This is a genomic window from Mycobacterium sp. UM_Kg1, assembly GCF_000972925.1.
In the GTDB taxonomy this organism is placed as follows: Bacteria; Actinomycetota; Actinomycetes; order Mycobacteriales; family Mycobacteriaceae; genus Mycobacterium; species Mycobacterium hiberniae.
Map to the genome: position 1 here is coordinate 1 of NZ_JRMK01000084.1, position 19,692 is coordinate 19,692.

General features: G+C 69.5%; 15 protein-coding genes and 1 riboswitch. Of the genes, 8 read left to right on the top strand and 7 right to left on the bottom strand.

Features of this window, described 5'->3' with window-relative positions:
• Positions 1 to 86: 86 nt before the first annotated feature.
• Positions 87 to 980 (bottom strand): alpha/beta fold hydrolase, encoded by an 894-nt coding sequence (locus tag LI92_RS13780; RefSeq protein WP_082109712.1) that lies wholly within the window; start codon positions 978 to 980, stop codon positions 87 to 89.
• 215 nt (positions 981 to 1,195) lie between these two features.
• On the opposite strand from LI92_RS13780, the gene LI92_RS13785 reads away from it, so the two are divergent.
• From LI92_RS13785 to LI92_RS13810, 6 genes are all read left to right on the top strand, one after another.
• Complete coding sequence (locus LI92_RS13785; RefSeq protein WP_046319755.1) at positions 1,196 to 2,632, top strand: GuaB1 family IMP dehydrogenase-related protein; 1,437 nt, start codon at positions 1,196 to 1,198, stop codon at positions 2,630 to 2,632.
• Between the two features lie 79 nt (positions 2,633 to 2,711).
• The gene (locus LI92_RS13790; RefSeq protein ID WP_046319756.1) at positions 2,712 to 4,058 is read left to right on the top strand and encodes a hemolysin family protein; all 1,347 of its coding nucleotides are present in this window, start codon (positions 2,712 to 2,714) and stop codon (positions 4,056 to 4,058) included.
• Positions 4,051 to 5,109 carry a hemolysin family protein gene (locus tag LI92_RS13795; RefSeq protein ID WP_046319775.1) on the top strand — a complete coding sequence of 353 codons (1,059 nt, stop codon included), beginning with the start codon at positions 4,051 to 4,053 and terminating at the stop codon, positions 5,107 to 5,109. Before LI92_RS13790 ends, LI92_RS13795 begins: the two co-directional genes overlap by 8 nt.
• Positions 5,102 to 5,986, top strand: coding sequence for a hypothetical protein (locus LI92_RS13800; protein WP_046319757.1), 885 nt, complete (start codon positions 5,102 to 5,104; stop codon positions 5,984 to 5,986). The genes LI92_RS13795 and LI92_RS13800 overlap by 8 nt, the downstream gene beginning before the upstream one ends.
• Before the next feature lie 49 nt (positions 5,987 to 6,035).
• On the top strand, positions 6,036 to 8,231 hold the full coding sequence (locus LI92_RS13805; protein ID WP_046319759.1) for a malate synthase G: 2,196 nt from the start codon (positions 6,036 to 6,038) through the stop codon (positions 8,229 to 8,231).
• A 62-nt stretch (positions 8,232 to 8,293) separates the two neighbouring features.
• The gene (locus LI92_RS13810) at positions 8,294 to 10,387 is read left to right on the top strand and encodes a substrate-binding domain-containing protein (RefSeq protein WP_046319761.1); all 2,094 of its coding nucleotides are present in this window, start codon (positions 8,294 to 8,296) and stop codon (positions 10,385 to 10,387) included.
• Here the strand turns inward: LI92_RS13810 and LI92_RS13815 are convergent.
• Together LI92_RS13815 and gcvP are read right to left on the bottom strand one after the other, a co-directional pair.
• Positions 10,384 to 12,009, bottom strand: a complete 1,626-nt coding sequence (locus LI92_RS13815) for a hypothetical protein (protein ID WP_152665474.1) — start codon at positions 12,007 to 12,009, stop codon at positions 10,384 to 10,386. The two genes, LI92_RS13810 and LI92_RS13815, sit on opposite strands and share 4 nt — an antisense overlap.
• 115 nt (positions 12,010 to 12,124) lie before the next feature.
• A complete protein-coding gene (gene gcvP / locus LI92_RS13820; protein ID WP_046319764.1) occupies positions 12,125 to 14,956 on the bottom strand; it encodes an aminomethyl-transferring glycine dehydrogenase in 2,832 nt (943 codons plus the stop codon).
• A gap of 148 nt (positions 14,957 to 15,104) precedes the next feature.
• A riboswitch (glycine riboswitch) is annotated at positions 15,105 to 15,202 on the bottom strand.
• A gap of 151 nt (positions 15,203 to 15,353) precedes the next feature.
• Between gcvP and LI92_RS13825 the strand changes: the two genes are divergently transcribed.
• A complete protein-coding gene (locus tag LI92_RS13825; RefSeq protein ID WP_286135092.1) occupies positions 15,354 to 16,262 on the top strand; it encodes an oxygenase MpaB family protein in 909 nt (302 codons plus the stop codon).
• Positions 16,259 to 16,879 (top strand): TetR/AcrR family transcriptional regulator, encoded by a 621-nt coding sequence (locus LI92_RS13830; protein WP_052740795.1) that lies wholly within the window; start codon positions 16,259 to 16,261, stop codon positions 16,877 to 16,879. The genes LI92_RS13825 and LI92_RS13830 overlap by 4 nt, the downstream gene beginning before the upstream one ends.
• Before the next feature lie 17 nt (positions 16,880 to 16,896).
• On the opposite strand, the gene LI92_RS13835 is transcribed toward LI92_RS13830, so the two are convergent.
• From LI92_RS13835 to garA, 4 genes are all read right to left on the bottom strand, one after another.
• A complete protein-coding gene (locus tag LI92_RS13835) occupies positions 16,897 to 17,532 on the bottom strand; it encodes a MerR family transcriptional regulator (RefSeq protein WP_046319766.1) in 636 nt (211 codons plus the stop codon).
• A 232-nt stretch (positions 17,533 to 17,764) separates the two neighbouring features.
• The gene (locus tag LI92_RS13840; protein WP_046319768.1) at positions 17,765 to 18,259 is read right to left on the bottom strand and encodes a bifunctional nuclease family protein; all 495 of its coding nucleotides are present in this window, start codon (positions 18,257 to 18,259) and stop codon (positions 17,765 to 17,767) included.
• A gap of 125 nt (positions 18,260 to 18,384) precedes the next feature.
• Complete coding sequence (gene ftsR, locus LI92_RS13845; protein ID WP_046319770.1) at positions 18,385 to 19,119, bottom strand: transcriptional regulator FtsR; 735 nt, start codon at positions 19,117 to 19,119, stop codon at positions 18,385 to 18,387.
• Positions 19,119 to 19,604 carry a glycogen accumulation regulator GarA gene (garA, locus tag LI92_RS13850; protein WP_046319771.1) on the bottom strand — a complete coding sequence of 162 codons (486 nt, stop codon included), beginning with the start codon at positions 19,602 to 19,604 and terminating at the stop codon, positions 19,119 to 19,121. The genes ftsR and garA overlap by 1 nt, the downstream gene beginning before the upstream one ends.
• Positions 19,605 to 19,692: the final 88 nt, after the last annotated feature.

Below are 19,692 nucleotides of genomic sequence, written 5' to 3' on the forward strand. Positions count from 1 at the left end.
CATACCTACAATCACCACCGGCAACACTCAGCGATCGGGAAAGTCCCACCCATCACAAAGTTGACCAACCTGTCTGGGCAGTACATCTAAGCAGGCGGGACCAGCAGCCGCAGCACCGCCTCGGTGAAGGCCTGCGGGTCCTCGATCTGCGGATAGTGCCCCAGCCCGGGCAACTCGACGACCTCGGCGGCGGGGCGTAACTCGCGCAGCCCGTCCAGCACGTTGGTGGTCGCGACCGGGTCGCGCAGACCCCACACGAAGCCCAGCGGTTTGGGCCAGTCCCGCACCGCGCCGTGCCAGCGCTGCGCGTAGCGCACCCGTTCGTTGAGATAGGCCGAGAGCAGGTGCATGATCCGGTTTCCGCCGTTGTGCGCCAACAGCGCCCACTGCGCGACGCCTTCCTGCTCACTCAGTGGATGGTCCGGGCTGAACAACCGGCCGAAGCCGCGAACGAAGCCGCGCTGATTGGGCAGCAGGGCCGCGATGGCCCCCAGGGGGCTGCGCAGCAACTTCTGGCTCGGCCGCAGGCTGGCCCGCTCCAGGATCACACTGCCGTTGGTCAGCACCGCGCGACGCAGGTCGAAACTCAGGGTGCCGTCGATGTCGCGGGCCAGCAGTTCGGTGGTCACCGAGGTGCCCATGTCATGACCGAGCACCACCACCGGACCGGTGGTGTTCGATGTCACCACCTGCTCCACCAGGTCGGCCTGTTCGAGCAGGCTGTAGCGGTGCGGCCGTGGCTTGTCCGACAGCCCGAACCCGAGAAAATCCATGGTCAGCCAGGACCGTCCGGCCAGCCGCTGCACCATCTCGCGGTAGTCGTAGGAGCTGGACGGAAAACCGTGCAGCAGCAGCACGGTCGGCCCCTCCCCCTCCCCTGATCGGACAAACACCCGCCCCGCAGCAGACGTCATCCAGCGGCCACCGCCCTGCCACTCCCGCACGCCGGCGGGCAAAGCCGTTTTTCTCATCGCGGTCATTGTGCGATACCTGCCAGGCCGGCGTGTGCAGATCGGCGAGCGGCGCGCCGGACGCGTTGCGAAGAGCGTCAGGTGGTGCGCGTGCTCGCGCTGGCGGTAGCGTTGCTGACCGGACCGATACGCTCTGGCCCGGCGGGTGCCGGAGTCCGGCGTACGACGTGTGGAGGCGAACAGATGGGCTCGTCGGAACCCGATAATCCGGTGGTGGCAACCCGATGAGGTTTGCCAGCGGATACGACCCGTCCCACGACCTGACCTACAACGACGTCTTCATCGTCCCCAACCGCTCGTCGGTCGACTCACGCCTCGACGTGGACCTGTGCACCCGTGACGGTTCGGGCACCACCATCCCGGTGGTGGTGGCCAACATGACCGCGGTGGCGGGGCGGCGGATGGCCGAGACGGTGGCCCGGCGGGGCGGGATCGTGGTGCTGCCACAGGATCTGCCGCTCGACGCCGCGGCCCACTCCGTGGCTTTCGTGAAAAGCCGCGACCTGGTCGCCGACACCCCGGTGGTGCTGTCCCCCGACGACTCGGTGGCCAACGCGATGGCGTTGATCCCCAAACGTGCCCATGGCGTCGCGGTGGTGGTGGTCGACGGGCGGCCGACCGGCTTGGTCACCAAGGCGTGCTGCGAGGGGGGGGATCGCTTCGCCCGGGTTCGCGACGTCGCGGTGTCCGACCTGGTCGAAGCACCGGTCGGCACCGATGCCCGCACGGTGTTCGACCTGTTGGAACACGCGCCGGTCGGCGTGGCGGTGATGACGCATCCCGACGGCACCCTGGCCGGCGTGGTGACCCGCACCGGGGCGATCCGGGCCGGGATCTACACCCCGGCCACCGACGCGGCCGGGCGGTTGCGTGTCGCCGCGGCGGTCGGCATCACCGGCGACGTCGCCGCCAGAGCCGCCGCGCTGCTGTCGATGGGGGTGGATCTGCTGGTCATCGACACCGCGCACGGCCACCAGGAGAAGGCGGTGCAGGCCATCCGGGCCGTCGCGGCCCTCAAGCCGGCGGTGCCGCTGGTGGCCGGCAATGTGGTGTCGGCGCAGGGCACCCGCGACCTGATCGCCGCCGGAGCCGACATCGTCAAGGTCGGCGTCGGTCCCGGCGCCATGTGCACCACCCGCATGATGACCGGCGTGGGCCGCCCCCAGTTCTCCGCTGTCGTCGAATGTGCCGCCGCAGCAAGCGAACTCGGTGCCCATGTGTGGGCCGACGGCGGTGTTCGCCATCCCCGCGACGTCGCGCTGGCCCTGGCCGCGGGCGCGTCGAACGTGATGATCGGCTCCTGGTTCGCCGGCACCTACGAATCTCCCGGCGAGCTGATGTTCGACCGCGACGGCATGCCCTACAAGGAAAGCTACGGCATGGCGTCCAAGCGGGCGGTCGCCGCGCGCACCGCGGCCGACAGCGAGTTCGACCGCGCCCGCAAAGCACTGTTCGAGGAGGGCATTTCGACCTCGCGCATGGCGGTGGACCCAGAGCGCGGCGGCGTCGAGGATCTGCTGGACCACATCACCTCCGGCCTGCGCAGCACCTGCACCTACGTCGGGGCCGCCGATCTCGCCGAGCTCCACGAGCGGGTGGTGCTCGGCGTGCAGTCGGCAGCGGGCTTCGCCGAGGGACATCCGCTACCGTTCGGCTGGTGAGACCGATGGGTCCGGGCACACACCTCGGCTGGCGCGCTGCGCACGGCGCGGGCGGCGGTGCCACCGCGGGGGCGGCGCCGTGAGTCTCGCCGTCACGCTGGCCAGCCTGCTGGCGTTCGCGGTCCTGACCTTGGGCACCGCGGTGTTCGTGGCCGCCGAGTTCTCCCTGACCACCCTGGAACGCAGCGTGGTGGACGCCAACGCTGCGCGTGGTGGCCGCCGCGACGCCTACATCCAAGACGCCCACCGCACGTTGTCCTTCCAGTTGTCCGGTGCGCAGTTGGGCATCTCGATCACCACGCTGGCCATGGGCTACCTGGCCGAACCGGTGCTGGCCCGGTGGCTTCGCCCCCCGCTGACGGCGGTGGGCCTGCCCGACCGGACGGCCTCAGGCGTCGCGCTGGTCGCGGCCCTGGTGATCGCGACGTCGGTGTCCATGGTCTTCGGCGAGCTGGTGCCCAAGAACCTGGCCGTGGCACGACCGCTGCAGACTGCCCGGGCGACGGCCGGTCCCCAGCTGTGGTTCTCCCGGGTGTTCGCGATCGCGATCAAAGTGACCAACGGCACGGCGAACCGCATCCTGCGGCGGTTGGGGATCGAACCCGCCGACCGGCTGGCGTCGGCGCGCTCCGCGCGTGAGTTGGCTTCGCTGGTGCGCAATTCGGCGCGCAGCGGCGCGCTCGACCCCGCCACGGCCGCGTTGGTGGAGGGTTCGCTGCGGTTCGGAGCCCTGACCGCCGAAGAGCTGATGACACCGCGGTCCAAGATCGTGAGCCTGCAGGCCGGTGACAGCGTCGCCGATCTGGCCGCAGCCGCCATCGACACCGGTTTCTCGAAATTTCCGGTGGTCGACGGCGACCTGGACGCCACAGTCGGCATCGTCCACGTCAAACAGGTGCTGGCGGTAGCCGTAGCCGACCGGGCATCGACTCCGCTGCGGGCCGTGAGCAAGCCGGTCGCGGTGGTGCCGTCGACCCTCGACGGTGACGCGGTGATGGAACAGATCGCCGCCAACGGCCAACAGGTGGCCATGGTCGTCGACGAATACGGCGGCACCGCCGGCATGGTCACCGCCGAGGACCTCATCGAAGAGATCGTCGGCGATGTCCGCGACGAGCACGACGATGCCACCCCGGACGTCGTGGCCGCCGGCGGCGGCTGGCAGGTCTCGGGGCTGTTGCGGATCGACGAGGTGGCCGCCGCCACCGGCTACCGCGCGCCGGAAGGCTCCTACGAGACCATCGGCGGACTGGTGCTGCAGGAACTCGGCCACATCCCGGCGGCCGGCGAGACCGTCGAGCTGACTGCGTTCGAGCCCGACGAGCTCTCCGCCCACCCGCCACGCTGGCTGGCCCGGGTGGTCCGCATGGAGGGCCGCCGCATCGACCTGCTGGTGCTCACCCGGCTGGGGCGTGCCGATGGCTGATCTGCTCAACATCGCGCTGACCGTGCTGCTGATCGCGGCGAACGCCTTCTTCGTCGCCGCCGAGTTCTCGCTGATCTCGGCACGGCGCGACCGGCTCGAGGCGCTGGCCGAGCAGGGCAGGCAGAGCGCGGTCACGGTGATCCGGGCCGGCGAGCAGCTGTCCCGAATGCTGGCCGGGGCGCAGTTGGGTGTCACGGTGTGCTCGATCCTGCTCGGCCGCATCGGTGAGCCCACGGTCGCCTACCTGCTCGAGCCCGCGTTCCGGCTGGCCGGAATCCCCGACGCGCTGCTGCACACGGTGGCGTTCGTCGTCGCGTTGACGATCGTGGTGATGCTGCATCTGCTGTTCGGCGAGATGGTGCCCAAGAACATCGCCCTGGCCGGGCCCGAGACGGCGGCGATGCTGCTGATCCCGCCGTACCTGGTCTACATGGCGGCTGCCCGGCCGTTCATCGTCTTCTACAACTGGTGCGCCAACGTCACCCTGCGGGCCATGCGGATCGAGCCCAAGGACGAGCTGGAGATCACGGTGTCCACCGTCGAGTTGAGCGAGATGATCGCCGAATCGGTCTCGGCCGGACTGCTCGACCTCGAGGAGTACACCCGGTTGACCCGCGCCCTGCAGATCCGCACCCGGGTGGTCGCCGATGTCGCGCTGCCGATCGGCGACGTCCGCGCCGTACCGGTGGCGGCCGCCGGCCAGGGTCCCACCGTGGCCGCGATCGAGCAGGCCTTCGCGGCCACCGGCTACTCCCGGTTCCCGGTCGTCGACCAGGGTGAATTCGTCGGCTACCTGCACATCAAGGACGTTCTGCTCAACGAGACCCCGGCCGGGGCCGGCGGCGCCGTCGTCGACGTCGCCGCCATCCGGCCGCTGCCGCGCGTCCCGGCCGCTCTACCGTTGGCCGATGCGCTGTCACGGCTGCGCCGCAGCAACAGCCACCTGGCGCTGGCGGTCAGCGATGACGGCACCGCGGTGGCCATGGTGACGCTGGAGGATCTCGTGCAGGACGTCGTCGGCACCGTCCGCGACGGGACGCACCGTGTTTGACCTGGCTGAACCGACACTGGAGGCGGTGGCTTGGCAGGCCCGCGCCAAGGCCTACCGGCAACGCCTGGACCGCTTCCTGCCTCCGCTGCTGCAGCGGATCGCGTCCGGCGACCCGGTGCCGGCTTTCCTGTTCAGTTACTACAGCCTGCGGCCGGCGCAGCTGCGCTGGTGGAACCCCGGTTACGGGGTGCGGCTGGCCGGGCCGGCGGCACTGCAGGACTACCGCGGGCGCCGCGGCTACACGGTGCGCGACGGCGGGGTCGGCGTGGCCGCCGGATACCTGCGAGAGCGCGCCGATACCGTGCGGTTCGTCGCGCGGCTGCTGCGTGCCTGCGGGCAGCGGCCCGCGCAGCTCAACTGCTTCGGGCTGCACGAGTGGGCAATGGTGTATCGCCGCGCGGCCCACCAGTCCGTCCGGCACGAGCACGTTCCGCTGCGGCTGCCCGCCGTCGAGGTGGACCGTGTTGTGGAGGCAACACCGTTGCGCTGCACTCACTTCGACGCGTTCCGGTTTTTCACCCCCGCGGCGGCACCGCGCAACGCCGGGACGCCCACCCGGTCCACCCAGATCGGCTGGGAGCAGCCGGGATGCCTGCACGCGAACATGGACCTGTACAAGTGGTGCTACAAGTTGGGGCCGCTGATCGAATCGGACCTGCTGCTGGACTGCCTGCAGCTGGCAGCGGCGGCGCGCGAGATCGACATGCGGGCCAGCCCCTATGACCTGAGCGGCTACGGCTATGCGCCGATCGCCGTCGAGACCGCGGCGGGCCGCGCTGAATATGTCCGTCGCCAAGGTGAGATCGCCCAGCGTGCTGCACCGTTGCGGGCGACGCTGCTGGCCCGCTGCGAGCAGCTGATCGACAGATGCGAATAGCCTCGTTACCTGCCGGTAAGGTGGTAGATCGGCTAAGAGGGAGGAAATCATGACAGAACGGGTGTCGGTGGGCGGCTTACGGGTCGCACGCGTGCTGTATGACTTCATCACCGATGAGGCCCTGCCGGGCACCGGTGTCGACCCCGACAGCTTCTGGGCCGGGGTGGACAAGGTCGTCACCGATCTGACGCCGAAGAACCAGGAGCTGCTGGCACGTCGCGATGAACTGCAGGCCCAGATCGACAAGTGGCACCGGCATCGGGTGATCGAACCGCTGGACACCGAGGCGTACCGGGCCTTCCTCACCGAGATCGGGTACCTGCTGCCCGAACCCGAGGACTTCACGGTCACCACGGCCGGTGTCGACGATGAGATCGCGGTGCAGGCCGGCCCGCAGCTGGTGGTGCCGGTGCTCAACGCCCGGTTCGCGCTCAACGCCGCCAACGCGCGCTGGGGATCGCTGTACGACGCGCTGTACGGAACCGACGTGATCAGCGAGGAGGACGGGGCGCACAAGGGCACGTCCTACAACCCGGTGCGCGGCGAGAAGGTGATCGCCTATGCCCGCAAATTCCTCGAGCATGCCGTGCCGCTGACCACCGGCAGCTGGACCGAGGTCAAGAGCTTCGCGGTCGAAGACGCCGCGCTGGTGGTCACGCTGGCCGACGACGTGGTCACCACCGTCGGCGCGCCCACCGAGTTCGTCGGCTACACCGGGGACGCCGAGGCGCCGTCGTCGGTGCTGCTGTCACACCACGGCCTGCACATCGAGATCCTGATCGACCCGGAGTCGCCGATCGGTTCCACCGACCCCGCCGGCATCAAAGACGTGGTGCTGGAGTCGGCGGTCACCACGATCATGGACTTCGAGGATTCGGTGGCCGCGGTCGATGCCGAGGACAAGGTGCTCGGCTACCGCAACTGGCTGGGCCTCAACCGCGGCGACCTGGCCGAGCAGGTCAACAAGGGCGGCGAGACCTTCACGCGCACCCTGTCCGCCGACCGCGAGTTCACCGCCCCGGACGGGGGCACGGTGACCCTGCCGGGCCGCAGCCTGATGTTCGTCCGCAACGTCGGTCACCTGATGACCAACGACGCCATCATCAACACCGCCGACGGCGAGAACACCGAGGTGTTCGAGGGCATCCAGGACGCGTTGTTCACCGGGCTCATCGCCGTGCACGGGCTGACCGCATCGCAGGAGAACGGACCGCTGACCAACAGCCGCACCGGCTCGATCTACATCGTCAAACCGAAGATGCACGGGCCGGACGAGGTGGCCTTCACCGCCGAGCTGTTCAGCCGGGTCGAAGATGTGCTGGGACTGCCGCAGAAGACCCTCAAGATCGGCATCATGGACGAGGAGCGGCGCACCACGGTCAACCTGCGCGCGTGCATCAAAGCCGCCGCCGACCGGGTGGTGTTCATCAACACCGGCTTCCTGGACCGCACCGGCGACGAGATCCACACCTCGATGGAGGCCGGGCCCATGGTGCGCAAGGCCAACATGAAGTCCCAGCCGTGGATCCTGGCCTACGAGGACAACAACGTCGACGCGGGATTGGCCGCCGGACTTCCCGGCCACGCCCAGATCGGCAAGGGCATGTGGGCCATGACCGACCTGATGGCCGACATGGTGACGCAGAAGATCGCCCACCCCCGCTCGGGGGCGAGCACCGCATGGGTGCCCTCGCCCACCGCCGCCACCCTGCACGCGATGCACTACCACCAGGTGGACGTCTTCGAGGTGCAGCGGGAACTGGCCGGAGAGCGGCGGGCAACGCTGGATCAGCTGCTGACCATCCCGCTCTCCGAAGGCCTGGCCTGGGCGCCCGACGAGATCCGCGAAGAGGTGGACAACAACTGCCAGTCGATCCTGGGTTACGTGGTGCGCTGGATCGACCAGGGCGTGGGCTGCTCGAAGGTCCCCGACATCCACGATGTGGCGCTGATGGAAGACCGTGCCACCCTGAGGATTTCGTCGCAGTTGCTGGCGAACTGGTTGCGGCACGGGGTGATCACCGCCGAAGACGTGCAGTCGAGCCTGGAACGGATGGCCCCGGCGGTGGACCGCCAGAACGCCGGTGACGCCAACTACCGGCCGATGGCACCGGACTTCGAATCCAGCATCGCCTTCGCGGCCGCCCGCGAGCTGATCCTGTCCGGGACCACTCAGCCCAACGGCTACACCGAGCCGATCCTGCACCGGCGCCGGCGGGAGTTCAAAGCCCAGGCCGGTGTCTGACCCGACACCGATCCGAATGACCGTGGCCGGACACCCGGCCAGGCGGAGAGGACGCAGCCACTGTGGGTAGGCACAGTTTGCCCGGCCCGGACGATTCCGACGACGAGCCCTTCGGACCCGCTGGTGTGGACGACTACGGCGACGACGCCGGGTTCTCGGACCATGCGTTCGACAGTTACGCCGATCCGGACGACGACGACTACGTCGACGACTATCACGAGGCGTACTTCGACGAGCCCTTCTACGGCGACACCGGCCATGACGCCGGGCCGCAACCCGGCGACGCCGACCCGGCCCAGTACATGCGCCGCGGCGCCGCCGAGGAGCAGTCGCGGTATCAGACCGGGCCTTTCGGTGCCATCGCCGGCCAGTCCGTTGCCGAGTCGGCCGACGAAGACCCCAGCGGTGGGCACCGTCATCTCGACCGGTGGCGCCGGCATCGTAACGACTCCGGAGCGCGCGGGGTCAGCGTCGGCGTGATCGCCGCGCTGGTCACCGTGGTCGTCGTGGTGGGCGTGGTGATCCTGTGGCGCTTCTTCGGCAATTCGCTGTCGCATCGCTCCGCGATCGCCGCCCGCAGCTGCGCCGCCGGCGACCTGGCCGTTGCCGTCGTGGCGGATCCGTCGATCGCCGACCACGTACAGGGGTTCGCCGACCGGTTCAACAAGACCGCCAAGCCGATCGGCGACCGCTGTGTGTCGGTGCAGGTCAGGCCGGCCGATTCCGATGCCGTGGTCAGCGGCTTCCTCGGCGACTGGCCGGCCCAGCTCGGCCAGCGTCCGGCGCTGTGGATCCCCGGCAGCTCCATCTCCGCGGCCCGGTTGAAGACCGCCGCCGGCGCCGAGACGGTCAGCGACAGCCGGTCGCTGGTCACCTCGCCGGTGCTGCTGGCGGTTACTCCGCAGCTCAAAAGCGCTCTGCAGAAGCAGAGTTGGGCGAGCCTGCCGGACCTGCAGACCGACCCGGACGGACTGGGCCCACTCGGCCTTGCCGGGTGGGGCTCGCTGCGGTTGGCGCTGCCCATCGACGGCAACGGCGACGCCGCATTCCTGGCCGGCGAAGCCGTGGCGGCCGGCGCCGTCTCCAAGGGCGCTCCCGCCACCGATGGTGTCGGGGCGGTGCACCGGCTTGCCGGCGGACAGCCCAAACTTGTCGACGCGTCACTTGCCGAGGCGATGAACGTCCTTCTGCGCCCGGGAAATCCGGCGGCCTCTCCGGTGCATGCGGTGGTGACCACCGAACAGCAGCTGTTCACCCGGGGCAAGTCGCTGTCCGACCCGGCCACCGCGCTGGGTTCGTGGCGGCCGCCGGGGCCGGTGCCGGTCGCCGACTACCCCACCGTGCTGCTGGCCGGCTCCTGGTTGTCGCAGGAACAGGTCAGTGCCGCCAGCGAATTCGCCCGCTTCGCCCGTAAACCCGACCAGCTCGCCGAGCTGGCCAAGGCCGGCTTCCGGGTCGAGGGCGTCGCACCCCCGAGCAGTGACGTCACCGGGTTCCCCGCGGTGCCGGACACTCTTTCGGTCGGTGACGACGCGACGCGCGCCGCGTTGGCCAACGCCCTGACCACCCTGCCGGGCAGCGCAGCGGTCACGCTCATGCTCGACCAGTCGATGACCACCGACGAGGGCGGCAAGAGCCGTTTGGCGCACGTGATCGCCGCACTGGATCGGCGCATCAGGGAGCTGGCCCCGAATTCGACCGTGGGCCTGTGGACCTTCGACGGCACCGAGGGGCACAGTCTGGTCACCGCCGGCCCGCTGGACGAGCCGCTCAACGACGCCACCCGGGCGGACACCTTGATCAGCGAGCTCAACGAGCTCAGTTCGACGCCCGGCGGTGCGGTGTCCTTCACGACGCTGCGCATGGTGTACAACCAGGCCCTAGCCAATTACCTTCCGGGGCAGTCCAACTCGGTGCTCGTCATCACCGCGGGTCCGCACACCGACCGGACCCTGGACGGACCTGGGCTCGAGGAGTTCATTCGGTCCACCACCGACCCGCAACGCCCCGTCGCCGTCAACGTCATCGACTTCGGCGCCGACGCCGATCAGGCGACGTGGCAGGCGGTGGCACAGCTGTCGGGCGGCACCTACCAGAACGTGCGCGCCGGGAACTCCCCCGAGCTCGGCGCAGCGCTGAACTCGCTGCTGGGTTAACCGTCGAGCATGTCGAGGAGCTGCTGGGGCATGCTGACCAGCAGCTCGGTGAACGTACCGCCGAAGGAGCCGACGCTGGCACCGGCCAGGGTCAGCTGCCCGGCGACGAATCCCTCGAGCAGGTCGGCCAGGTAGGGATTCACCCAGTCGCCGACCAGATCGCCGAGGTTGAGCGAGAAGCCGTCGAGTCCCAGGTAGGCGAGTACATCGCCGAGGTCGAGGCCGTTGAGCAACCAGGTCAGGTCCAGGCCGAGCGGGCCGTCGGTCAGCACCGCGCCCAGTGGGCCGCCGAGGTCGCTCAGCAGGTCCCGCAGCGTCAGGTCGGCGACCGAGTCGGCGAAGCCGAGGTCGGTCAGGACACCACCGATGGTCAGATCGCCCAGCCACAGCAGCGCCTCGCCCACGCTGCCCAGGACCGAACCGATGGAGTCATCGATCGCCAGATCGCCCAGTAGGTCACCGACTTGCAGAGTGTTGAGCAGGGCTTCCAGACCACCGGATCCCAGGAACTCGTCGGCGAGGTCGGTCAACAGCGGCCCGATGAACGGAATGGGGTCGAACAGGTCGGCCGCGCCCTCCTGGAGCCAACCGCTCAGCTGGCCGAGCAGCCCGATGTCCGAGAGCAGGCTGCCGAGGTAGGCACTGGACAGGTCGCCCTCGCCGAGGCCGACGAGCAGGTGGCCCACGGCGAGGGGAATCGCGGCGTCGACCCCGAAGGCGCTCACCACGTCGGCGAACCGGAAGTCGCCGAGCGCAAGGTCGAGATCGAGGTCGCGGAAGAAGTCGGTGCCACCCCATTCGCTCAACAGCGCGGCCAGGTTGTACTGGCTCAATCCCAAATCGCCCAGGCCCAAAAACCTCAGCAGGTCGCCGAGCGTGCCCACGCCGGTGGCCCACTCCAGCAGGTCGCCCATACCTTCGTCGCTGAGCCCGAGGCCGCTGAGCAGCGTGCCCACGGTCAGGGTGCCCAGCCGCACGTGCTCGATCACGGCGTCGAGGTCCACGCCGCCCAGATCGGGCATCTGCAGTCCCAGCATGTCCAGCACCCGGGACAGGTCGAGGTTGAGTTCCAGGTTCTGTTCGGGGGCCAGTACCCCGTTGTACACCGGAAGGCTCATCGCGCCGCCCAGCAGGCTCACATCGCGCTGGCCGTTGAGGTAGGCGTCGAGGAGCGTGGCCGGGGCGTTGACCAACGCGGTCCATGCGGTCTTGGAGTCGCCCAGATCCTCGATCACGCCGATCAACGCATCCAGGGTCGCCACATGCGAGACCAGGCCGGCGATCAGCAGCTCCAGCCCAGGCGAGAGCTGCACCGCAAGCGTCGCGGGAAGCGACGCGGTGTCGGTGTCGACCGCCAGCGTGAAGCTGCTGGCCGCATCGATCAGGCCCAACGGGTTGGTGAACACGGTGGTGAACACCTGGCCGAGAGCCGACCAGTCGGTTTGGGCACCGATGCGCTCGATGTTGTCCACGGTGTTGGCGAACAGGTCGCCGTAGGAGGCGGCCAGCGCCACGCTGGGCGACACGGCGGGCGCCGGTGCCGGAACCGGTGCGGCCGTGACGATCCCGGCGCCCAGGAGGGCGATTCCCGCGACACAGGAGCGGGTCATGGACTCCGTCACGGGTCCTCCTCGATGCACACCTCAGCCAGAATGGGTCAGGGCGATCCTAGACGCTTTGTTTGGGTGCGCTGAGACGATGCTGGCTATTTGCCGAAGGGCGTGCGGGCGCCGTCGCTCAGGCGAAGGCCTCCACCGGGGGGCACGAGCAGACCAGATTGCGGTCGCCGTACGCACCGTCGATCCGGCGCACCGGGGGCCACACCTTCGGGCGGAAGTCACGGCCCAACGGGTAGGCGGCCTGCTCCCGCGGGTAGGGGTGCTCCCAGTCCTGCACCAGGAGGCACTCGGCGGTGTGCGGGGCGCCGCGCAGCGGGTTGTCGTCAGCGGTCCATTCGCCCGACGCCACCCGGTCGATCTCGCCGCGGATGGCGATCATGGCCGCGCAGAAGGCATCGACTTCGGCCAGGCTCTCACTTTCGGTGGGCTCCACCATCAGCGTCCCGGCCACCGGGAAACTCATGGTCGGGGCGTGGAAGCCGTAGTCGGCCAGCCGCTTGGCGACGTCATCGACGGTCACGCCGGTGCGCTTGGTGATCTCCCGCAGGTCCAGGATGCATTCGTGGGCGACCATGCCGTTCTCCCCGGTGTAGAGCACCGGGTAGTACTCGTCGAGTCGGCGGGCGATGTAGTTCGCCGACGCGATTGCGGTCAGTGACGCCGCACGCAGGCCGGCGGCCCCCATCATCCGGATATAGGCCCAGGTGATCGGCAGGATCGATGCCGACCCGTACGGGGCCGCCGAAACCGGCGGACCGGCCGGCAACTCCGGGGCCAGCGGGTGCCCGGGCAGGAACTGCGCCAGGTGTGCGCGCACCGCCACCGGCCCGACCCCGGGTCCGCCGCCGCCGTGCGGGATGCAGAAGGTCTTGTGCAGGTTGAGGTGGCTGACATCGCCGCCGAACCTGCCGGGCCGGGCCAGCCCGACCAGCGCGTTGAGGTTGGCGCCGTCGACGTAGACCTGGCCGCCGGCGTCGTGGACGGCGGCACAGATCTCGGCGATGTCGTGCTCGTAGACCCCGTGCGTGGACGGGTAGGTGATCATCAACGCCGACAGCGCCGCGGCGTGTTCGGCGACCTTGCTGCGCAGATCGTCGAGGTCGACGTCGCCGTTCTCGCGGCAGGCCACCACCACCACGCGCATCCCGGCCAGTGCCGCCGAGGCGGCGTTGGTGCCATGTGCGCTGGACGGAATCAGGCAGACGTCGCGGTGGGACTCGCCGCGGCTGGCGTGGTAGGCGTGGATCGCCAGCAGGCCCGCGTACTCGCCCTGCGAGCCGGCGTTGGGTTGCAGCGACACCGCGTCGTATCCGGTGATCGCCGCCAGCCAGGTCTCCAACTGCCCGATAAGCGTCCGCAGGCCCACAGCGTCGCCGGCCGGCGCGAACGGGTGCTGGCGGGCGAACTCCGGCCAGGTGATCGACTCCATCTCGGCGGCGGCGTTGAGCTTCATGGTGCACGACCCGAGCGGGATCATGCTGCGGTCCAAGGCGATGTCCTTGTCCGACAGCGAACGCAGGTAGCGCATCATCTCGGTTTCGGTCCGGTAGCGCGAGAATGCCGGGTGGGTCAGGAACGGCGCGGTGCGGGTGGCGATCGGCACGCCGGCGGACTCGACCGGCGCCAGCCCGAACGCCTCGAGAACCGCCGCGACGTGCGCGTCGGTGGTGGTCTCGTCGCAGGCCACCGAGACGTGGTCGGCGTCCACCCGCCACAGGTTGATCCCGCGGGCCTTGGCGGCGGCGATGATCTCGTCGGCGCGGCCCGGTACGCGGGCCAGCACGGTGTCGAAGTAGCGGTCGTGGACCAGCGCGTCACCGAGGGCGGCGCCGATCTTCTCCGCCTGTGTGTGCACCCGCTGCGCGATGGCGGTCAGGCCTTCAGGGCCGTGGTAGCTGGCGTACATCGCTGCCATCACCGCCAGCAGCACCTGCGCGGTGCAGATGTTGGAGGTGGCCTTGTCGCGGCGGATGTGTTGTTCGCGGGTCTGCAGCGCCAGCCGGTAGGCCTCGGCGCCGTCACGATCCCGGGACACCCCGACCAGCCGGCCGGGCAGCTGACGGGCGTGGCCGGGGTGCACGGCCAGATATCCGGCGTGCGGGCCGCCGAAACCCATCGGCACGCCGAAACGCTGCGCACTGCCGAATGCCACGTCCGCACCGCTCTCGCCGGGCGGGGTGAGCAGCGTGAGCGCCAGCAGGTCGGCGCCGACCGCCACCAGCGCGCCCCGCTCGTGGGCGGCGGCAATCAGCCCCGACCAGTCGGTGATCCGGCCGGAGGCCCCCGGCAACTGCACGATCACCCCGAAGAAGTCGCCGTCGGGAAGTCCGTCCCGCAGGTCCGCGGTGACGATCTCGATGCGCAGCGGCTCGGCGCGGGTGGCCAGCACCGCGGCGGTCTGGGTGAACAGGTCGGAATCGACCAGCAGACGGTGCGAGGCGCCGCGGGTCGCGCGGTGCATCAAGGTCATGGCCTCGGCGGCTGCGGTGCCCTCGTCGAGCATCGAGGCGTTGGCGATCTCGCACCCGGTGAGGTCGGCGACCATGGTCTGGAAATTCAGCAGGGCTTCCAGCCGGCCCTGGCTGATCTCCGGCTGGTAGGGCGTGTACGCGGTGTACCAGGCCGGATTCTGCATGATGTTGCGCAGCAGCACCGGAGGGGTGAGCGTGTCGTAGTAGCCCTGGCCGATCATCGACACCGAGACGGTGCTGGCGTCGGCCAGTTCCCGCAGTTCGGCCAGGGTCTGCGCCTCGCCCGCCGGGGCCGGCAGCACGTCTAGTCCCGGGGCGATGCCGTCGGTGCTCAGGGCATCGCGGATGCCGGCCGGGACGGCCTTGGCGGCGAGCTCCTCCAACGAGGCGACGCCGATGGTGGCGAGCATCGTGCTGATCGCCGCACTGTCCGGGCCGATGTGCCGGTCGACGAAGGTGGATGCGGTGTGCTCGGACACGGAGAACTCCTGGGCGCTAGACGAATTCGTGTCCTCCCCCTCTGTCGTCTGCCCGGCCCGGGCGCCTGAGAGATTCGGCGCCGGTCCAGGCGCCTTTCCCCATGGGCGGGTGTAGCCCGAACGGGCGCCACCGCTTTCCAGAGGCATCAATGCCGGCGCGGTCCGGGTGCCTGAGAGGTTGTCGGAGAGGTATTGCTCCTTCGGCGTCCGCGGCTGGCTGCCGCGGAACTCTCCCGCGCGAGGCTGATGCGGACGTCATATTACCCGCCGGGCTTGGCACCCCGAGATGCGGCGAGCCGGCGGCCGCGGCCTCGCCCCCGGGAAGGGCTGTGCCCGCACCGCCCGGGGTGGTATGAATAAGACCAGATTTGTCACATCCCTACCAGAGAGGGCCGTCATGGGCACCCTGCGACAGCGCATCGTCGACGATTTCACCGGAATCGTCGGTCGCCACGACGATCCCCGGGTCTATGGCGGCCGCCCGGGCGACCCGGGTCTGATCGGTCCCGGCAGCGTGTCCTGGGAGGTGAACGCGGACCTGGCCGCGGTGGCGCAGGCCGGGCTGCCCGCCATCGTGCTGGAGATTCTGCATCCGTCGGTGATCGCCGGCGTGCAGGACCTCTCCAGCTACCGCCAGGATCCGTTCCGCCGCGCCCGCACCACCCTTGGCTACGTGTTGACCACGACCTTCGGCAATACCGACGCCGCAACGCAGCTGATCGCGCAGGTCAAGTCCATTCACTCCCACGTGACCGGCAGCCGGCCCGACGGGGTGGCATACCGGGCACTGGACCCCGAACTGCTGGCCTGGGTGCATACCTGCATTCCCTGGATGATCATGCGGGCCTTCGAGCGCACGAATCGGGAGCTGAGCCCGCAGGAGCGTGATCGCTATCTGACCGAGCAGGCCACAATCGGTCTGATGGCCGGCGCCGAGTGGGTGCCCTCGACCATGCCGGAACTCGAGGACTACGTCCGCCGGATGCGCCCGCAGCTGAGCGTCAACGCCCAGACCCGGGAGTTCGTCGAATTCCTGCTCACCTCCCCCTTCGTCCCCGAACTGCCCGGCCCCCTCGACCGCGCGCTGCACCGATTCACCATGTATTCGGGCATGAGCTATGCGCCGCACTGGGCGCGCGAACTCATCGGTTTCGACCGCCCGTCGGCGCTGTCGCGGCGGCTCATCGGGCCGGCACTGCAGTTAGACGCCCGGCGCATTCGGTGGGCGTTCGGGACGCCGCCCTACGCGCGGTTGGCCTTCGAGCGCGCCCACGGTGTCGGCGCGGCGACCGCGGCGACGCCATGATCGAGCCACAGTTCGTCACGGTGATCGGCCAGGCGGTAGCCGGATCGCCCGGCGAGCGCGCCACCGACCCGACCGCCGGGCGCATCCTCGACGCGGCGGTTCAGGAGGCCGCGACGGTGGGACTGCGCCGCATCACCATCGAGGATGTGGTCCGGCGCGCGGGCGTGTCGCGCATGACGGCTTACCGCCGCTATCCGCGGCGGGAGGATCTGATCCAGGCGCTGATCCACCGGGAGACGCAGCGCTTTCTCGCCACCGTGGCCCATGCCATCGACAGCACCCCCGAACCGCAGGGTGTCGCGGAGGCCTTCGTGGCCGCCGTGGCCTTCACCCGCGAGCACCCGATGCTGAGCCGGGCCGGGCAGTTCGGGTCGGCGCCGGCCGCCGACTCCGCGGATCTGCTGGCGATGGGGTCGGCGTTCATCGCCAACTACCTGCACGGCGACTCCCCCGGCAGCCCCAGCCAGTCGGTGCGCTGGGTGGCCGACGTCTTCGCCCGGCTGTTCCTCACCTATGTCTCGATGCCGTCCACCGACCCGGACTTTCGCGATGACGCGGCCCTGCGCCGCTTCGCCCACGAAGTGCTCACGCCGATGGCCGAACGCGCAGTCGGGTAGAGCCGGGACCGCGGGCGCTAGCCGGTTTTGCGGTCGCGGAACTTGCGCCGGCTGGCCAGCTCGTCTTCCGGCGCGGCGATCGACTCGCCACCGTCGGCGCGCTCGCCGGGGAACTCCGAGATCACCCCGGTCAGCTCCCGCATCGCCCCGGATACCGCGATGCCGAACACGCCCTGGCCGCCCTGGAGCAGGTCCACGACTTCCTCGGCCGAGGTGCACTCATAGACCGTGGTGCCGTCGGAGAACAGCGTGATGTTGGCGAGATCCTGCACCCCGCGCTCACGCAGGTGGTCGACGGCGATCCGGATGTTGTGCAACGAGATTCCGGTGTCCAGCAGTCGCTTGACGATCTTGAGTACCAGGATGTCTTTGAACGAGTACAGCCGCTGGCTGCCCGAGCCGGCCGCACCGCGGATGGAGGGCACCACCAGCGAGGTTCGGGCCCAGTAGTCGAGCTGGCGGTAGGTGATGCCGGCGATCTGGCAGGCGCTGGGACCGCGGTAGCCGACGAGCTCGTCGGGAACGGAGTCGTCGGGGAACAGACCGCCCTGAACGGGTTGTTCGACGGCGGCCGGAGCCGCGGGGACGTCGCGGTCACCCGTGTCGGACTGACCTGTGAAGTCCAGCTGTTCCTGCCCCGGTTGGTCGCCCACGCTGCTTCCTCTCGCCGATCGCGCTCGTTGCCACTGGCTGGCCGGTGGCCGCGTTTGCTCTTGCCCGAGTTGGTTGTGAGCATACGCCGTTCGACGAGCTGCCGTGCAGTTGTTCCCGCCGTGGCTCAAGTATGGCGCTTGCGATTTCCGCGCGTCGCTTCCGGATGGGCGTGTCGTGTTGACGCGGAGAGATGAGACGTATCTGTGACGAGGCTGAGTCCGCCGCGCCGGGTCAGGTTGCTTTGAAATCGTCGGGCGACACGCTATCGAGGAATTCCTTGAACTTCTCCACCTCGTCTTCGCGTACCGCGCCAGAGCTCTCGTCGTCGCCGTCGTCGGGAATCAGCAGGCCGGCCTCGGCCAGCACCGCTTCCTCGACATAGATCGGCACGCCCATCCGCAGCGCGATCGCCACCGAATCCGACGGGCGCGCCGAGACGGTGATGTCGCGGTCGAAGATCAGGTCGGCGTAGAAGGTGCCCTCCTGCAGGTCGACGATTCGGACCTCCTTGAGGGAATGTCCGAGCGCGCCGATCAGGTCGCGGATCAGGTCGTGGGTCAGGGGCCGGGCCGGCTCCACACCCTGCTGTTCCAGAGCGATGGCGGCAGCTTCGGCCTGCCCGATCCAAATCGGGAGATATCGGTCACCGTCAGCCTCACGCAGCAGCAGCACCGGCTGGTTCTGCGGCTGCTCGACGCGGATGCCGACCACGCGTACTTCACCCATCTCCAGTCAGCCCTCCGCGCTCGCCGGTGTCCCAAGTCCTTATGCGTCCCAGTATGACTCGCCGCGAAACCCCCGGTCGCCAGAACCGCATGCCGCGCAACGAGCCGTCCAGGGAAGTCTAGTCCTCAGCCGTGCAGTACGTCGTGTACCGCAGACTTGAGCAGCGCGGTGTGCAGGGCGATCGCCAGCGCCGCGACCTCACGCGCCAAATCGTCGGCCCGGTCCCGGGCGCCCGCCTTGCCGCCCTTGACCAGCGGTCCGGCGATCTGGGCGATCAGGTCGGATTGCCGGTCGGCCGCGGACCGGAAAGCCCGCAGGTGCCGCGGTTCCACGCCGAAGTCGGCCAGGCCCCGCGCGCACTGGACGATGACGACCGCGTGCTCGTCGAACAGCCCACCCGGTCCGGCGGTGATCACACCGGACCGGACCAGAGCTGTCAGCAGCGCGTCATCGCCGCCCGACCGCGTCAGCAGATCCTCGCGGCTCAGCCGGACCTGCCGGGGCGGCGTGGGCAGCGCGGCCTGACCGGCGGCCTCTCCGTCCGCCGCGACCAGGCGCGGCGCGGGGTAGGGCGAGTCCGGCGTGGGCAGCGCGCCATCCGGTTCGGAGTCCAGTCGCGCCTTGATCACCTTCAACGGCAGGTAGTGGTCGCGTTGCGCGGTCAGCACGTACCGCAACCTGGCGCAGTCGTAGGCGCTGAACCGGCGGTAGCCGGACGCCGACCGCTGCGGCATGACGAGCCCCTCGGTTTCCAGGAAGCGAATCTTGGAGACCGTGACATCGGGAAAATCCTTCCGGAGCAGCTCAAGCACCGCTCCGATCGACATCCCGGCCAATTCAGGGCTGTCGGGCGCGCCCACTAGCTGCCCGGCCCGGCCTCGGCTTCACCCGTCTTCGGGCCGGTCAGGAACACCAGACGGAACTTGCCCACCTGCACCTCGTCACCGTTGACCAGCACGGCCGAGTCGACCGGCTCCCGGTTGACGTAGGTGCCGTTGAGGCTGCCGACGTCGACGACCTGAAACTCGTTGCCCTCCAGCCGGAACTCGGCGTGCCGGCGGCTGACCGTGACGTCGTCGAGGAAGATATCGCTGTCGGGGTGACGGCCGGCCGCGGTGACCGGCTGGTCGAGCAGGAACCGCGATCCGGCGTTGGGACCCCGCTTGACGACCAGCAGCGCCGAACCCACAGGCAGCCCCTCCACGCCTGAGGTCAGGCTCTCGCCGCCCGCCTGCGCGGGGGCGTCGAGTTCGCTGAGGAAGTCAGCGCGGAAAACCGATGTGGTTTCCACCGTGACCTCGTCGCCTGCCTGGTCTTGCCCCGTCGCCGGGTCCTTCTGCGTCACCCGCTACTCCTCACTGGCCGCTGTTGTGGCTACCTGGTCGCGCCCGCCGGACATCTCTTGCGCCCAACCCTGAATCGTTGAGTCGACC

What these genes read in the sequence shown, in the direction of transcription:
- LI92_RS13840 (WP_046319768.1), bottom strand. Translation starts at nt 18,259, where the DNA reads ATGGGTGAAGTACGCGTGGTCGGCATCCGCGTCGAGCAGCCGCAGAAC.
- LI92_RS13785 (WP_046319755.1), top strand. Translation starts at nt 1,196, where the DNA reads ATGAGGTTTGCCAGCGGATACGACCCGTCCCACGACCTGACCTACAAC.
- LI92_RS13795 (WP_046319775.1), top strand. Translation starts at nt 4,051, where the DNA reads ATGGCTGATCTGCTCAACATCGCGCTGACCGTGCTGCTGATCGCGGCG.
- LI92_RS13805 (WP_046319759.1), top strand. Translation starts at nt 6,036, where the DNA reads ATGACAGAACGGGTGTCGGTGGGCGGCTTACGGGTCGCACGCGTGCTG.
- LI92_RS13830 (WP_052740795.1), top strand. Translation starts at nt 16,259, where the DNA reads ATGATCGAGCCACAGTTCGTCACGGTGATCGGCCAGGCGGTAGCCGGA.
- LI92_RS13780 (WP_082109712.1), bottom strand. Translation starts at nt 980, where the DNA reads ATGACCGCGATGAGAAAAACGGCTTTGCCCGCCGGCGTGCGGGAGTGG.
- LI92_RS13825 (WP_286135092.1), top strand. Translation starts at nt 15,354, where the DNA reads ATGGGCACCCTGCGACAGCGCATCGTCGACGATTTCACCGGAATCGTC.